Annotated in this window: 21 protein-coding genes; 19 read left to right on the top strand and 2 right to left on the bottom strand. The window is 37.8% G+C overall.

Annotation, left to right across the window (positions count from 1 at the left end; genetic code table 11):
- The first annotated feature begins 4 nt into the window (after window positions 1–4).
- The 17 genes from CQ058_RS25445 to CQ058_RS25525 all read left to right on the top strand — a co-directional run bounded on the left by CQ058_RS25445 (window position 5) and on the right by CQ058_RS25525 (window position 11,092).
- Entirely contained in the window at window positions 5–655 is a 651-nt protein-coding gene (locus CQ058_RS25445) for an adenylate kinase (protein ID WP_002124689.1), read from the top strand.
- Window positions 655–1,401 carry a type I methionyl aminopeptidase gene (map, locus tag CQ058_RS25450; RefSeq protein WP_000582542.1) on the top strand — a complete coding sequence of 249 codons (747 nt, stop codon included), beginning with the start codon at window positions 655–657 and terminating at the stop codon, window positions 1,399–1,401. Before CQ058_RS25445 ends, map begins: the two co-directional genes overlap by 1 nt.
- A gap of 68 nt (window positions 1,402–1,469) precedes the next feature.
- A complete protein-coding gene (infA, locus tag CQ058_RS25455; protein WP_001029884.1) occupies window positions 1,470–1,688 on the top strand; it encodes a translation initiation factor IF-1 in 219 nt (72 codons plus the stop codon).
- A gap of 35 nt (window positions 1,689–1,723) precedes the next feature.
- Window positions 1,724–1,837, top strand: a complete 114-nt coding sequence (gene rpmJ / locus CQ058_RS25460; protein ID WP_000868344.1) for a 50S ribosomal protein L36 — start codon at window positions 1,724–1,726, stop codon at window positions 1,835–1,837.
- A gap of 21 nt (window positions 1,838–1,858) precedes the next feature.
- The gene (gene rpsM / locus CQ058_RS25465) at window positions 1,859–2,224 is read left to right on the top strand and encodes a 30S ribosomal protein S13 (protein WP_002009746.1); all 366 of its coding nucleotides are present in this window, start codon (window positions 1,859–1,861) and stop codon (window positions 2,222–2,224) included.
- A 24-nt stretch (window positions 2,225–2,248) separates the two neighbouring features.
- Window positions 2,249–2,638 carry a 30S ribosomal protein S11 gene (rpsK, locus tag CQ058_RS25470; protein WP_002009745.1) on the top strand — a complete coding sequence of 130 codons (390 nt, stop codon included), beginning with the start codon at window positions 2,249–2,251 and terminating at the stop codon, window positions 2,636–2,638.
- 180 nt (window positions 2,639–2,818) lie between these two features.
- On the top strand, window positions 2,819–3,763 hold the full coding sequence (locus CQ058_RS25475; protein ID WP_002009743.1) for a DNA-directed RNA polymerase subunit alpha: 945 nt from the start codon (window positions 2,819–2,821) through the stop codon (window positions 3,761–3,763).
- Between the two features lie 35 nt (window positions 3,764–3,798).
- The gene (gene rplQ, locus CQ058_RS25480) at window positions 3,799–4,161 is read left to right on the top strand and encodes a 50S ribosomal protein L17 (RefSeq protein ID WP_000331490.1); all 363 of its coding nucleotides are present in this window, start codon (window positions 3,799–3,801) and stop codon (window positions 4,159–4,161) included.
- Window positions 4,162–4,265: 104 nt separating this feature from the next.
- The gene (locus tag CQ058_RS25485) at window positions 4,266–5,108 is read left to right on the top strand and encodes an energy-coupling factor ABC transporter ATP-binding protein (RefSeq protein WP_002191708.1); all 843 of its coding nucleotides are present in this window, start codon (window positions 4,266–4,268) and stop codon (window positions 5,106–5,108) included.
- A complete protein-coding gene (locus CQ058_RS25490; protein WP_002191709.1) occupies window positions 5,084–5,965 on the top strand; it encodes an energy-coupling factor ABC transporter ATP-binding protein in 882 nt (293 codons plus the stop codon). The genes CQ058_RS25485 and CQ058_RS25490 overlap by 25 nt, the downstream gene beginning before the upstream one ends.
- The gene (locus CQ058_RS25495; protein WP_002191710.1) at window positions 5,953–6,747 is read left to right on the top strand and encodes an energy-coupling factor transporter transmembrane component T family protein; all 795 of its coding nucleotides are present in this window, start codon (window positions 5,953–5,955) and stop codon (window positions 6,745–6,747) included. Before CQ058_RS25490 ends, CQ058_RS25495 begins: the two co-directional genes overlap by 13 nt.
- Before the next feature lie 14 nt (window positions 6,748–6,761).
- Window positions 6,762–7,505 carry a tRNA pseudouridine(38-40) synthase TruA gene (gene truA, locus CQ058_RS25500; protein ID WP_002124694.1) on the top strand — a complete coding sequence of 248 codons (744 nt, stop codon included), beginning with the start codon at window positions 6,762–6,764 and terminating at the stop codon, window positions 7,503–7,505.
- Window positions 7,506–7,657: 152 nt separating this feature from the next.
- Complete coding sequence (rplM, locus tag CQ058_RS25505; RefSeq protein WP_002029337.1) at window positions 7,658–8,095, top strand: 50S ribosomal protein L13; 438 nt, start codon at window positions 7,658–7,660, stop codon at window positions 8,093–8,095.
- A 21-nt stretch (window positions 8,096–8,116) separates the two neighbouring features.
- A complete protein-coding gene (gene rpsI, locus CQ058_RS25510) occupies window positions 8,117–8,509 on the top strand; it encodes a 30S ribosomal protein S9 (RefSeq protein ID WP_002009728.1) in 393 nt (130 codons plus the stop codon).
- Window positions 8,510–8,671: 162 nt separating this feature from the next.
- Window positions 8,672–9,100 (top strand): DUF2521 family protein, encoded by a 429-nt coding sequence (locus CQ058_RS25515; RefSeq protein ID WP_002029335.1) that lies wholly within the window; start codon window positions 8,672–8,674, stop codon window positions 9,098–9,100.
- Between the two features lie 66 nt (window positions 9,101–9,166).
- Window positions 9,167–9,880: an N-acetylmuramoyl-L-alanine amidase CwlD gene (gene cwlD, locus CQ058_RS25520; protein ID WP_002009721.1), complete on the top strand. Its 714-nt coding sequence runs from the start codon at window positions 9,167–9,169 to the stop codon at window positions 9,878–9,880.
- Window positions 9,881–10,024: 144 nt separating this feature from the next.
- Entirely contained in the window at window positions 10,025–11,092 is a 1,068-nt protein-coding gene (locus CQ058_RS25525; RefSeq protein WP_002009718.1) for an Mrp/NBP35 family ATP-binding protein, read from the top strand.
- Window positions 11,093–11,145: 53 nt separating this feature from the next.
- On the opposite strand, the gene gerD is transcribed toward CQ058_RS25525, so the two are convergent.
- Entirely contained in the window at window positions 11,146–11,760 is a 615-nt protein-coding gene (gene gerD, locus CQ058_RS25530) for a spore germination lipoprotein GerD (RefSeq protein ID WP_002009716.1), read from the bottom strand.
- A 139-nt stretch (window positions 11,761–11,899) separates the two neighbouring features.
- Between gerD and kbaA the strand changes: the two genes are divergently transcribed.
- The gene (gene kbaA, locus CQ058_RS25535) at window positions 11,900–12,511 is read left to right on the top strand and encodes a KinB signaling pathway activation protein KbaA (protein ID WP_002124701.1); all 612 of its coding nucleotides are present in this window, start codon (window positions 11,900–11,902) and stop codon (window positions 12,509–12,511) included.
- A 124-nt stretch (window positions 12,512–12,635) separates the two neighbouring features.
- Here the strand turns inward: kbaA and pdaB are convergent, their stop codons facing one another.
- Complete coding sequence (pdaB, locus tag CQ058_RS25540) at window positions 12,636–13,400, bottom strand: polysaccharide deacetylase family sporulation protein PdaB (RefSeq protein WP_002091556.1); 765 nt, start codon at window positions 13,398–13,400, stop codon at window positions 12,636–12,638.
- 193 nt (window positions 13,401–13,593) lie between these two features.
- Here pdaB and CQ058_RS25545 point away from each other — a divergent pair, with 193 nt between their 5' ends.
- Window positions 13,594–13,812: a hypothetical protein gene (locus tag CQ058_RS25545; protein ID WP_033708173.1), complete on the top strand. Its 219-nt coding sequence runs from the start codon at window positions 13,594–13,596 to the stop codon at window positions 13,810–13,812.
- The last annotated feature ends 240 nt before the right edge of the window (window positions 13,813–14,052 follow it).

The following is a 14,052-nucleotide window of genomic DNA, read 5'->3' on the forward strand; positions in this document are numbered from 1 at the left end:
AAGGATGAACTTGATTTTAATGGGGCTTCCTGGTGCTGGTAAAGGTACACAAGCCGAACAGATTATTGCCAAGTATAACATCCCTCACATCTCAACAGGAGATATGTTCCGTGCAGCTATGAAGGCTGAAACTGAACTTGGTTTACAAGCAAAATCTTTTATTGATAAAGGTGCGCTTGTTCCAGATGAAGTTACAATTGGAATTGTTCGTGAACGTTTAAGCCAAGAAGACTGTATTAAAGGCTTCTTATTAGATGGTTTCCCACGAACTGTTGCACAAGCATCAGCTCTTGAAGAGATTATGAAAGATCTTGGCAAAAAAATCGACTATGTTTTAAACATTAATGTGGATTCAGGGTTGTTATTAACACGCCTTACAGGCCGTCGCATTTGTAAAGAATGCGGTGCGACTTACCACTTAGAATTCAATCCGCCAGCAAAAGCTGATGTGTGCGATAAATGTGGTGGCGAATTATATCAACGCTCTGATGACAATGAAGAAACTGTAGCAAATCGTTTAGATGTAAATATTAAGCAAACAAAACCTTTGCTTGATTTCTACGAGGAGCTTGGCTACTTACAAAGCATTAATGGCGAGCAAGATATCAATAAAGTATTTGCTGATATCGATGTTCTCATCGGAGACTTAGCGTAATGATCATCTGCAAAACTCCTCGCGAGATAGAAATCATGCGAGAAGCTGGCAGGATCGTTGCTTTAACTCATCAAGAGTTGAAACAACATATTACTCCAGGAATTACAACGAAAGAGCTCGATCAAATAGCGGAAAAGACGATTCGAAAATATGGTGCTACGCCATCTTTTAAAGGATACAACGGATTTCCGGGGAGCATTTGTGCTTCTGTAAATGAAGAGCTTGTACACGGGATTCCAGGGAAGCGTAAGCTCGAAGAGGGCGATATCATCAGTATCGATATTGGTGCGAAATACAATGGGTACCATGGTGATTCTGCATGGACGTATCCAGTTGGAAACATTTCTGAATCTGTTCAAAAGCTACTTGATGTCACAGAAAAATCGTTGTATCTTGGTCTAGAACAAGTAAAACCAGGCGAAAGATTATCAAATATCTCGCATGCGGTTCAAACACATGCTGAAGAGAATGGGTTCTCGATCGTTAGGGAGTATGTTGGTCACGGAATCGGGCAAGACTTACATGAGGACCCTCAAATCCCGCACTATGGTCCACCAAATAGAGGCCCTAGATTAAAGCCGGGAATGGTCATCTGTGTTGAGCCGATGGTGAATCAAGGAAGACGATATGTAAAAACACTATCTGATGACTGGACAGTGGTAACGGTAGATGGTAAATGGTGTGCCCATTTTGAGCACACGATTGCTCTTACAGAAGCAGGATACGAAATCCTTACCACTTTATAAGTAGCTGGCTCTCCGGGATTTCAGAGCAGTGTAAAATGTTACTGATTTGAAGAAGGGAGAACTATTGAATGGCTAAAGATGATGTAATTGAAGTCGAAGGTACCGTTCTTGAAACGTTGCCAAATGCTATGTTCAAAGTAGAATTAGAGAATGGGCATGTCGTATTGGCTCACGTTTCTGGTAAAATCCGTATGAATTTCATTCGTATTTTACCAGGAGACAAAGTTACGGTAGAATTATCTCCGTACGATTTAAATCGTGGTCGTATTACGTACCGTTTTAAATAATATAGCACTCCGTAATCTTTAAGGAGGTTCGAGACATGAAAGTAAGACCGTCAGTTAAACCAATCTGCGAAAAATGTAAAGTTATTCGTAGACGTGGAAAAGTAATGGTTATTTGTGAAAACCCTAAACATAAACAAAAACAAGGTTAATCAGAAGGAGGTGCATTCAAAATGGCACGTATCGCAGGTGTAGATATTCCTCGTGACAAGCGCGTTGTTATTTCTTTAACTTACGTATTCGGCATTGGTCGCACAACTGCTGAAAAAATTCTTACAGAAGCTGGTATTTCTTCGGAAACACGAGTTCGTGATTTATCGGAAGATGAATTAGGACGTATCCGTGATATCATCGATCGTATTAAAGTTGAGGGAGACCTTCGTCGTGAAGTATCTCTTAACATTAAACGTCTAATGGAGATCGGTTCTTACCGTGGTCTTCGTCACCGTCGTGGTTTACCAGTTCGTGGTCAAAACTCTAAAAACAATGCTCGTACACGTAAAGGTCCACGTCGTACAGTAGCAAATAAAAAGAAATAATAAGTAAAGGAGGTTGAACTAACAATGGCACGTAAAACAAACACTCGTAAAAAACGTGTGAAAAAGAATATTGAAGCTGGTATAGCTCATATTCGTTCTACTTTCAACAACACAATCGTAACACTTACAGATACTCATGGTAACGCACTTTCTTGGTCTAGTGCTGGTGCACTTGGTTTCCGTGGATCTCGTAAATCTACTCCATTCGCTGCGCAAATGGCTGCTGAAGCTGCTTCTAAAGTTGCAATGGAGCATGGTTTAAAAACTTTAGAGGTTACTGTTAAAGGTCCTGGTGCTGGTCGTGAAGCTGCAATTCGTGCTCTTCAAGCGGCAGGTCTAGAAGTAACAGCAATTAGAGATGTTACTCCAGTTCCTCATAATGGATGTCGTCCACCAAAACGTCGTCGTGTGTAATTTTTCTGTATAGAATTTTCCCTTTTGTCTATAATGGATATGATGCATTATCGAGAAATTTCGTACAGAAACATCGCTTGTTGTGCACAATCGGGAACTGCCTAAGGGGGACTTTCGGTTAAACAGAGGTTCTTCCTTTGTTTAACCGGGGTTTCGACGTTTTGAAGGAGGGTTTAGTTAATGATTGAAATCGAAAAACCGAAAATCGAAACGGTTGAACTTAACGAAGATGCTAAGTATGGCAAATTCGTGATTGAACCGCTTGAGCGTGGATATGGTACTACTTTGGGTAACTCCTTACGTCGTATTCTTTTATCCTCACTCCCTGGTGCCGCTGTAACTGCTATCCAAATTGATGGCGTTTTACACGAATTTTCAACAGTTGAGGGCGTAGTAGAAGACGTTACGACGATGATCTTAAACTTGAAAAAGTTAGCTCTTAAAATCTACTCTGAAGAAGAGAAGACGTTGGAAATCGATGTACAGGGCGAAGGTATTGTCACAGCTGCTGATATTACTCACGATAGTGATGTTGAAATCTTAAATCCAGATTTACACATTGCGACGTTAGCAAAAAATGCGCATTTCCGCATGCGTTTAACTGCAAAGCGTGGCCGTGGGTATACGCCAGCTGATGCAAATAAAAGCGAAGATCAACCAATAGGAGTAATTCCTATTGATTCTATTTATACTCCAGTATCACGTGTGACTTACCAAGTGGAAAAGACACGTGTCGGACAAGTGGCTAATTATGATAAGCTTACGCTTGATGTATGGACGGATGGAAGCATCGGGCCAAAAGAAGCTATCTCTTTAGGTGCCAAAATCTTAACTGAGCATTTAAATATCTTTGTTGGTTTAACTGACGAAGCACAAAATGCTGAGATTATGGTCGAGAAGGAAGAAGATCAAAAAGAAAAAGTTCTTGAGATGACTATCGAAGAACTAGATCTTTCTGTTCGTTCTTATAATTGCCTAAAACGTGCAGGAATTAATACTGTACAAGAGCTTGCGAACAAAACAGAAGAAGATATGATGAAAGTTCGTAACTTAGGTCGTAAATCCTTAGAAGAAGTTAAACATAAACTTGAGGAATTAGGTTTAGGTTTACGTAAAGACGACTGAGGATTTAAACCCATCAACAAAGGAGGGAACTACGAATGGCATACAGAAAATTAGGCCGTACAAGTGCGCAACGTAAAGCTATGTTACGTGATTTAGCTACTGATTTAATTATCAACGAGCGCATCCAAACGACAGAAACTCGTGCAAAAGAACTTCGTTCTGTAGTGGAAAAAATGATCACTTTAGGTAAACGCGGAGATCTTCATGCTCGTCGTCAAGCAGCAGCTTTCATCCGTAATGAGGTTGCTAACGCTGAGACTGGTCAAGATGCACTTCAAAAATTATTCGCTGATGTAGCTCCACGCTATGCTGAGCGCCAAGGCGGATACACTCGTATTGCAAAAATTGGTCCACGTCGCGGAGACGCAGCACCAATGGTAATTATCGAGTTAGTATAATGATGATTAAAAGGGCAGGACAGTTCTTTTCAAGTAACTGGTCATGGCCCTTTTTTTTTAAGTATAAAAATAGGCTAACTTGACGAAAGAAAGGGTGCCTTGTATTGAAAAAAGAGAAACTTCGGACAGAAAATATATCATTTCAATATCCTGGGGCAGCCTCTTATGCATTAAAAGATGTTTCGTTTTCCTTATATGAAGGAGAATGGGTAGCTGTTATTGGACAAAATGGTTCAGGGAAGTCTACACTTGCAAAATTATTGAATGGCTTATTTTTACCGGAATCAGGGGAAATTACTTTAAATGATACAATGATTTTATCAGAGGAAACAGTATGGGATGTTCGAAAGCAAATTGGCATGGTATTTCAAAATCCAGATAATCAATTTGTTGGAACGACAGTACAAGATGACGTTGTATTCGGCCTAGAGAACATCGGAATGCCAAGGGAGCAGATGATAGAAAGACTAGAACAAGCTCTGCAACTTGTCCGTATGGAAGATTTTTTAAATGAAGAACCCCATTCGTTATCTGGTGGACAAAAGCAGCGAGTCGCAATAGCAGGTGTTCTAGCACTTCAACCATCTATTTTAATACTAGATGAAGCAACTTCAATGTTAGACCCTCAGGGGAGACGTGAAGTAGTAGAAACGGTCAGACAACTTGTTGATCAAAAGGGTATTACGGTATTATCGATTACGCACGATTTAGAAGAAGCGGCACAGTCAGACCGTATTATTATTTTGAACAAGGGAGAAATATTAGAGGAAGGTACTCCAGAGCAAATTTTCAAATCCTCTCATATGCTCCAAGAGATTGGATTAGATGTACCTTTTTCGGTGAAAATAGCAGAATTATTAAAAAGAAATGAAATTCACTTGCAAAATACGCATCTTACAATGGAAAGCTTGGTGAACGAACTTTGGAGATTACATTCCAAAAAGTAGAACATCGTTATCAATATAAAACTCCATTTGAAAGACGCGCACTTTATGATGTAGACGTGTCGTTTCCAAGTGGGGGCTATTATGCCATTATCGGTCATACTGGTTCAGGTAAGTCGACGATGATTCAACATTTAAATGGTTTATTGCAGCCGACAAATGGTACGGTTCAAATTGGTGAACATTTAATTTCAGCAGGGAAGAAAGAGAAAAAGCTTAAGCCGCTACGAAAAAAAGTAGGGGTTGTCTTTCAGTTTCCAGAACATCAACTATTTGAAGAAACAGTTGAAAAGGACATTTGTTTTGGACCGACTAATTTTGGTGTATCTGAAGAAGAGGCAAAAAAAAAGGCGAAAGATGCAATCCAGCTTGTTGGATTGGACATAGAGTTATTAGCACGTTCTCCGTTTGAATTAAGCGGTGGGCAAATGAGGCGTGTTGCAATAGCAGGCGTACTTGCGATGGAACCCGAAGTGCTTGTATTAGATGAACCTACAGCAGGGCTTGATCCAAAAGGACAGCACGAGCTCATGGAGATGTTTTACAATTTGCATAAGGAACAGGGGCTTACAGTCATTCTTGTTACCCATAATATGGAGGATGCCGCTAAGTATGCAGATCAAATAGTGGTCATGCATAAAGGAACGGTCTTTTTGCAAGGAAGAGCAGAGGAAGTATTTTCATATGCTGATGAATTAGAACAAATCGGTGTGGATCTTCCAATGTCTTTAAAGTATAAACGTGCAATTGAAGAGAAGTTTGGTATTTCAATTTCGAAGGCTACCTTATCTTTAGAGGATCTTACTCATGAAGTTGTACAGGTGTTACGAAAAGGTGGTCATGAATCATGCAGCAGTTGATTATTGGGAGATATATTCCAGGTCAGTCAATCATTCATCAACTTGATCCTCGTACGAAGCTGTTGATTGTCTTTTTATATGTATTTGTTGTTTTCTTAGCAAATAATGCAATTTCATATGGATTTTTATTTTTATATGCACTCATTGCTTTATTTTTTGCAAAAGTGCCGATTCGTTATGTACTTTCGGGCTTAAAACCAATTCTGTGGATTTTTCTTTTTACATTTTTCCTGCATATTTTTACAAATAAAGAAGGGGAAGTACTATTCCAGCTTGGTTGGTTTTCGATACATGAAAAAGGATTAGAGCAAGGAATATACATTTCTATACGATTCTTCGTTATTATTTTAATGACGACATTATTAACGTTAACGACGACACCTATTGAAATTACAGATGGGTTGGAGACGTTATTAAGGCCGTTCAAGCGTATAAAAGTTCCTGTTCATGAAATCGCATTAATGATGTCAATTTCACTACGTTTTATCCCGACATTAATGGATGAAACGAGTAAAATTATGAAAGCACAAGCGTCACGTGGCATTGATTTCGCCGGGGGACCGATAAAAGATAGGATGAAAGCTATTATCTCACTACTCGTTCCATTATTTATCAGTGCTTTTAAGCGTGCAGAGGACTTAGCGATTGCGATGGAATCTCGTGGATATAAAAGTGGCGAAGGACGTACTAAATTTAGGCAACTACGCTGGAAAATAAGTGATACAGTAACAATTGTAAGCTTACTTTGTTTAGCTTGTATTTTGGCATGGGTGCGGTCGTAATGGAGAATAGAGAAATGGAAAGAATAAAATGTACAGTTGCATATGATGGCATTCATTTTTGTGGTTACCAAATTCAACCACAGCATCGGACTGTTCAACAAGAAATAGAGAAAGCATTGCAGAAGTTGCATAAAGGAGAACTTGTTCGTGTGCAGGCATCAGGCAGAACGGATTCTACCGTTCACGCCAAAGGACAAGTGATACACTTTGATACACCTTTGTCTCTTGAAGAGTGGCAATGGAGTAATGCTTTAAATACAATGTTGCCGGATGATATTATTATCAGGCAGGTAGAGAAGAAAACAGAAGAATTTCATGCACGTTACGGTGTCGAGAAAAAAGAATATCGCTATCGTGTATTATTATCAAAGACTGCGGATGTATTCCGTAGAAATTATGTATATCAATATCCATATCCACTCGAAATAAACTCTATAAGAAAAGCGATTCCTTATTTTATTGGAACGCATGACTTTACTTCTTTTTGTTCGGCAAAAACTGACAAAAAAGATAAAGTACGAACAATTTATGAAATCGAATTAATTGAGCAAGACGATGAATTAATTTTTCGCTTTGTAGGTAATGGATTTTTATATAATATGGTTAGAATTATTGTTGGTACGTTACTTAGCGTAGGTCAAGGAAAGCTTGATCCAGATAGTATTCCAGAGATTTTAGCGAAACAAAATCGCCAGTTTGCTGGAAAGATGGCTCCAGGTCATGGACTTTACTTATGGCAGGTAAACTATAACAACTAATCCTGGTGTAACATTTGCTTGACATTAGAAACTCAAAAGTATATCATAACATATGGTATTGTTTCTAAAACCACGATTAGCCCCGGAAGGAAATCGTGTTTAAGATAAACAATAGATTTTTTCTATGGAAAAGATAACGAGGAGGGAAACACATGCGTACGACTTTTATGGCAAAAGCTAACGAAGTTGAGCGTAAATGGTATGTGGTTGATGCTGAAGGTCAAACTTTAGGTCGCCTATCTACTGAAGTAGCATCCATTTTACGTGGTAAACACAAACCAACATTTACACCACACGTTGACACGGGTGATCATGTAATTATTATTAACGCTGAGAAAATTCATTTAACAGGTAATAAATTAAACGATAAAATTTACTACCGTCACACTAACCACCCAGGTGGACTTAAGCAAAGAACAGCTCTAGAAATGCGTACAAACTACCCTGTACAAATGTTAGAGCTTGCAATTAAAGGCATGCTTCCAAAAGGACGTTTAGGACGTCAAGTGTCTAAGAAATTAAACGTGTATGCTGGAGCAGAGCATCCACACCAAGCACAACAACCAGAAGTTTACGAACTTCGCGGATAATTAATTAAAGGAGGGCTTACTTTGGCACAGGTTCAATACTATGGCACTGGACGTCGTAAGAGTTCAGTAGCGCGCGTACGCCTAGTTCCAGGCGAAGGACGCGTTATTATTAACGGTCGTGATTTTGAAAACTATATCCCATTTGCTGCATTACGTGAAGTAGTGAAACAACCTCTAGTTGCAACAGAAACTTTAGGTAACTACAATGTACTTGTAAACGTAAATGGTGGTGGATACACTGGTCAAGCTGGTGCTATTCGTCACGGTATTTCTCGCGCTTTATTAAAAGCTGATCCAGAATACCGTCTAACATTAAAACGTGCGGGTCTATTAACTCGTGACGCACGTATGAAAGAGCGTAAAAAATACGGTCTTAAAGGCGCACGTCGTGCACCTCAGTTCTCAAAACGTTAATTTTTGCGAACTACAAACCCCAACCATTTTGGTTGGGGTTTTTTTATGTTTAATTCTTCTTTTGTAATTTTTTTAGCTTGGAATATTTTAGTGCTACCGTCCTACGTATGCTTCTTCTTTAGAAGTTTAGACTAATACGTATTAGGGAGGTTTATAAGTACTATGAATGTCATTGTCAGCTTACAAGAAAAACAAAAAGAAAAGCAGTTAAAATACGAGCGGAAGATGCTGCGAGAATTATCATTAAAAACATTGCGTTTAAATATTCGTGATGCCTTTCAGATGCAAGAACTTCATCGTCAGTATGAAGATTATTGCATTGAACTAGGGATAGAATCTTATTTATTAGGAGCGAGATACAGTAAATTTGGTTATCATGGCGAATCATTCTTTGATGTGAAATATAGGGCTTTAGAAGAAGAACAACAATTAACTGAAACGTTATTTCAATTTTTAACGAGTATGACTATACGTGAAATTAAGTTGCAAGACGAGGAATTGCTTTTTGAATCTTGCCAGCAGTTTATCGGCTTGTGGTGGCAGGAAGGCTATGAAAAAGGCGAAAGAAGATATCGATTAAAGCTACACTAAGACAAGCATAAACTTTCCTCTTGTCCCATATAAGTAATTAGAGGGACTAGCTGGAGGAGGAAAGGTATGAAGAGAATTCGAATTATCTCTTTTGCGCTCGCTGCGGTTGTTTTGTTTTTTTTAGTTAAACAAGAATTTCAAATTACAAAATCGTGGCGAGCTTGGAATTTACCCTTATCAGGGAAAGTGATTGTACTAGATGCTGGGCATGGTGGGCCAGACGGAGGGGCTGTTGGTGGAAAGGATATTGTAGAAAAAGACATTACACTTGAGATTACAAAAAAGGTACAAGATTATTTACAAGAACAAGGTGCTTTAGTTATTTTAACGCGTGAAGGAGATTATGATTTAGCTAATAAAGATACAAAGTCATATAGTAGACGTAAAGCAGAGGATTTAAAAAAGCGTGTTGAGATCATTAATAAGCCTGATGTAGACTTTTTTGCGAGTATTCATTTAAATGCCCTAACTAGTAGTGGATCTAAAGGCGCACAAACGTTCTACTATCGTTCTTCGATTGAAAATGAACGGGCTGCGAAATTTATACAAGCTGAATTGAGAACAAGCTTAGAAAATACGAATCGTTCTGCTAAAACAATTCCTCACGTGTATTTATTGAAGTATGCCAAAACACCAGGTGCTTTAATTGAGGCTGGCTTTTTATCGAATGTGAATGAAAGATATATGTTAAATTCGGAGAAATACCAACAAAAAGTAGCTGCTGCAATATATCGTGGTATATTACGTTATTTTACGGAAAAAGGAAATCCTCCAGAATAAGGAGGATTTTTTCGAGTTTCTCTCGTTAACGAAGTTTTCCGAAAATATGTTATACTGGAAATGTAAACGCATTTATTTTAAAAATAAAGAGAGATAAATTTAATTAACAATATGTTATTTTTCATACAGGGGGCTGGGCTAATTATGGTAACAAAAGAGCAGGTAGTGGAAGCATTGGAAGGGATTGTAGATCCGTTTATACATAAAACGTTAAAAGAAACAAATGCAATTAAAGAGGTGACAGTCAAGCCTGAGAAGGAACATGTAAGTGTTAAAATTGCAATTGTAAAGACGGGTACAGCGGAACAAATGCAGTTGCAGTCTGGAATTGTAAAGTTAGTAAAAGAACTTGGAGCAACAACAGTGGGACTTCGTTTTGCAGAATTTACAGAAGAGGAATTAGCTCAGTTTGCACCACCGCAAGAGGAAGAGAAAAGTGAATCCTTATTATCACCGAATTCAAATACAACATTTTTAGCAGTGGCAAGTGGAAAAGGTGGAGTAGGGAAATCAACTGTTTCTGTTAACCTTGCAATTGCTTTAGCTCGTTTAGGCAAAAAGGTTGGTATCATCGACGCGGATATTTACGGTTTTAGTGTACCGGATATGATGGGTATAGAAAAACGTCCAATCGTAAGAGGTGATAAGATAATACCAGTGGAGCGTCTAGGCGTGAAAGTAATCTCAATGGGATTCTTTGTAGAAGATAACGCACCTGTTATTTGGAGAGGACCGATGCTTGGGAAAATGTTAAATCACTTTTTCACAGAAGTAGAGTGGGGTGATTTAGATTACTTAGTATTGGACCTACCACCAGGTACGGGGGATGTTGCTTTAGATGTACATTCGATGTTGCCGGCTTGTAAAGAGATTATTGTAACAACGCCGCATCCAACAGCGGCATTTGTAGCAGCGCGCGCTGGAGCCATGGCTTTACGTACAGAACATAGTATTCTTGGTGTTGTTGAAAATATGGCGTATTTTGAAAGTAAAGCAACTGGTGAAAAAGAGTATGTGTTTGGAAGAGGTGGAGGAGATAAATTGGCTACGGAACTCCAAACGGATATACTTGGCCGAATTCCACTTCAACAACCTGATTGGAATAAAGAGGACTTTGCGCCGTCAGTATATGAAGATACACATACAACGGGTCTCATTTATCGTACGATAGCTGAGACAGTTATTGATAAAACAGCTGTTACACAAAAATAAAGTAGTAATGAGTGGACAATATATACATTGTCCACTCAGTTCTATAATTTTTATTATTGTTCTTTGTTCCCATCTTGAGAACCGCCTTCACCACCTGCGCCTTTCTTATCAGACCCACCTTTTTCGGCTTTTTGTACACCTTTACTAATGATGTCAATCATCTTAGCTTGGAAGAGAGGACTTTCGGCAGTTTCAGTTAGTACTTGCTGTAAATATTGACGATATTCTTTACTCTTCATTGTTTGTAACATAATTTTCTCTACTTCAGGATTTTTCATAATCTCTATAACACCTGATTGGTATTCAGGATCTTTTAGTAAAGTTTTCATTAAGTTCGTTTGTTCTTTTCCCATACTTTTAGCAAATTTCGATGAGAACTCAGGGTCTTTAAAGAGCTTTTCCCAGAATTGTTGCCCTTTTTCAGATACCAGTGCATCTTCAATCGTTTTCTTTACTACTGTTTCATCTAGTATGAGTGCTTGTTTCATTTTTTCATCAGTTAATACATCTTGGATCGCTTTTTTTCCTTGATCGGTTTTTAAAATATCAACAATCATTTTTTTTGTTTGATCATAATCAAGTTCGGATTTTGCTTCTTTTTCTTGTGCACATGCCGCTAGTGCTATAAATAGAAAAGAAGAAATCAAAACGAGCAGCATCCGTTTCATAAGTTGGAGCTCCTTTCAGCAAAGTTCTCTTTTTTTAATATAAATCTCTTTAAGGAATTTATACATTAACATGGCTAGCTTTTTGAAATTGTCATTGTTACAATTTAATTAGAAATATAAGAATAATGGGGGATGTGTTGTGAATAGCCGCAAGTGGGTACGACTATTTTTTACGACGTTGTTTCTTGGTGGGATTAGCACAGTCTTTATTGGTTTTGTTTTAGAGTGGGACAAGTACGCTAAATTTTTTCAAAATTTCGACGGAAAAGAGATTTTAGCAATTTCCTTTTGGTTGATGGGCGTAGGATTTATTTTTAGTGTTATAAGTCAAATGGGGTTCTTTGCGTATTTAACGATCCATCGTTTTGGATTAGGGATGTTTCGGTCATCTTCTTTATGGAATACAGTGCAACTGTTCTTTATTGCGTTCGTATTGTTTGATTTCGTTTATTTAAGGTCAGTACTTGTTGCGAATGGGGAAGTTTCATTAGGGAATAACATACTTGTTGCTGGGATGTTATTTGTGTTTGGGGCAATTGTCGCTTATATAAAGAGTAAAGAAACGAATAAAAAAGCATTCGTTCCCGCTCTGTTCTTTATGGTTGTTGTAACAATTCTTGAATGGGTACCAGCGCTCCGGATTAATGATACTGATTGGTTATATTTAATGGTGATACCACTTTTATTATGTAATTCATATCAGTTACTTGTATTGCATCGTTTAATTGGACAAAAGAGTAAGTCAGCTTAATGAGGAGAGTGGATTTTTAATTATCCAGATTCTTATCGTCTGTAAATGCTAGGATAAAAAAGCTCTGCTATCTTAACAAAAGATAGCAGAGCTTTTTATGTGTGAAGAACCGTGTAGAAAGGAACTACTTAATATCTTCACTTTTTGTACTTGTGTTGGAAATAAGTTGTGATACAGATGTTTGTTCATATCCGTCGCTCTTTAATTTTTGTAAGAGTAATGGTAAAGCCTTATTTGTTTGAAGGGCAGAATCAGAAGCATGTAATAAGACGATATCTCCACCCTTTAAATTGCTAGAGACTGTGGAAATGATTTTATTTACGCCGGGATTTTTCCAGTCATTTGAATTGTTACTCCAATGAACGATGGTGTATCCGAGTGATTCCGCTATTTTAAGAGTTGTTTTGTTAAAATCGCCACTAGGTGGACGTAATAGCTTGACTTGTTTTACGCCAAGTTTCGTAAAAACATCTTGTGCCCGCAAAAGATCTCGTCGTATTTCATTTGCTTCTAGTGAAGTGTAGGATGTGTAATTATAGCCCATACTACCAATCTCATGTCCATCTTTCATGATGCGTTCGACAATATCAGGGTGTCTTTCAGCCCATGCAGCAGAGAGAAAGAAGGTTGCATTCTTAATTTCTCTTTCTTTGAGTGTATTAAGGATTGGAATAGCTTTTTTGTCCCCCCAACTAATGTCAAACGTGAATGCAACTTGTTTTTTTGCAGTGTCCCCTTTGTAAATCACTTTAGGGCCAGTAGCAGTTGAAAAAGCAGATTCATGTGAATATGTTTTTAAAAAGAGTAGCCATGCTGTAAATAAGGAAAGTACGATTATTAAGCTAATGTGTTTAAATGTTCTTTTACTCGTAATAAAAAAGAAAAACATAATATTACGCCCCTTTGTCCAATCCTTTTCAGTTACATATATGCTTTAAATTAAAAAAAGAGAACAAGGGATTAATATCGTAAGTGGTGGATATAATGAGTGATAGAATTTTGTTTTTTGATGATACAGTATTGATAATTGAAAATGAGTGGGGCGTTTATCGGTACACGTAAGGAGTTATTGGGGTGATAATTTGCTTGGGATTATGTTGACGAAGGAAGAGAAAAAAGAAATTGAATACATACTGAAGAGAGAGTTAGAGGAACTTTTATTTGATTTTGAAGATGAGCGTATACATAGCGTTGTAAAAAAGGCGATGGAAGAAAGGTATAAAATCATTTTTTGTTTATTTCGGAGAGTTGCTAATAGGGAAGAATGTATTCGTTATGTAAGAAAAAGAATTTTTTATTAAAAAGTGTTGACGCTAAGAGTAAGGATATGATAAATTAATAAACGTCGCTGATGCAGAAACGCAGAAAACGACAAAAAAGAAATTAAAAAACTTAGTTGACATCGAAAAATGAAGATGTTAACATAAGGAAGTCGCAAATGAGCGACTAAGTAGTTCTTTGAAAACTGAACGAAACAAACAACGTGAACGTCAATTTTTATTTTTAGATGCTAGACAAACTAACTTTATTGGAGAGTTTGA

The sequence above is a fragment of the Bacillus sp. MYb56 genome (genome assembly GCF_002976445.1).
Lineage (GTDB): Bacteria > Bacillota > Bacilli > Bacillales > Bacillaceae_G > Bacillus_A > Bacillus_A mycoides.

Excerpts from the sequence above, each read along its gene's own strand:
- truA (WP_002124694.1), top strand. The coding sequence starts at position 6,762 with ATGGAAAGAATAAAATGTACAGTTGCATATGATGGCATTCATTTTTGT.
- rplQ (WP_000331490.1), top strand. The coding sequence starts at position 3,799 with ATGGCATACAGAAAATTAGGCCGTACAAGTGCGCAACGTAAAGCTATG.
- CQ058_RS25495 (WP_002191710.1), top strand. The coding sequence starts at position 5,953 with ATGCAGCAGTTGATTATTGGGAGATATATTCCAGGTCAGTCAATCATT.
- CQ058_RS25515 (WP_002029335.1), top strand. The coding sequence starts at position 8,672 with ATGAATGTCATTGTCAGCTTACAAGAAAAACAAAAAGAAAAGCAGTTA.
- rpmJ (WP_000868344.1), top strand. The coding sequence starts at position 1,724 with ATGAAAGTAAGACCGTCAGTTAAACCAATCTGCGAAAAATGTAAAGTT.
- CQ058_RS25525 (WP_002009718.1), top strand. The coding sequence starts at position 10,025 with ATGGTAACAAAAGAGCAGGTAGTGGAAGCATTGGAAGGGATTGTAGAT.
- rpsK (WP_002009745.1), top strand. The coding sequence starts at position 2,249 with ATGGCACGTAAAACAAACACTCGTAAAAAACGTGTGAAAAAGAATATT.
- rpsM (WP_002009746.1), top strand. The coding sequence starts at position 1,859 with ATGGCACGTATCGCAGGTGTAGATATTCCTCGTGACAAGCGCGTTGTT.
- pdaB (WP_002091556.1), bottom strand. The coding sequence starts at position 13,400 with ATGTTTTTCTTTTTTATTACGAGTAAAAGAACATTTAAACACATTAGC.
- CQ058_RS25445 (WP_002124689.1), top strand. The coding sequence starts at position 5 with ATGAACTTGATTTTAATGGGGCTTCCTGGTGCTGGTAAAGGTACACAA.
- infA (WP_001029884.1), top strand. The coding sequence starts at position 1,470 with ATGGCTAAAGATGATGTAATTGAAGTCGAAGGTACCGTTCTTGAAACG.
- map (WP_000582542.1), top strand. The coding sequence starts at position 655 with ATGATCATCTGCAAAACTCCTCGCGAGATAGAAATCATGCGAGAAGCT.
- CQ058_RS25475 (WP_002009743.1), top strand. The coding sequence starts at position 2,819 with ATGATTGAAATCGAAAAACCGAAAATCGAAACGGTTGAACTTAACGAA.
- rplM (WP_002029337.1), top strand. The coding sequence starts at position 7,658 with ATGCGTACGACTTTTATGGCAAAAGCTAACGAAGTTGAGCGTAAATGG.
- cwlD (WP_002009721.1), top strand. The coding sequence starts at position 9,167 with ATGAAGAGAATTCGAATTATCTCTTTTGCGCTCGCTGCGGTTGTTTTG.
- gerD (WP_002009716.1), bottom strand. The coding sequence starts at position 11,760 with ATGAAACGGATGCTGCTCGTTTTGATTTCTTCTTTTCTATTTATAGCA.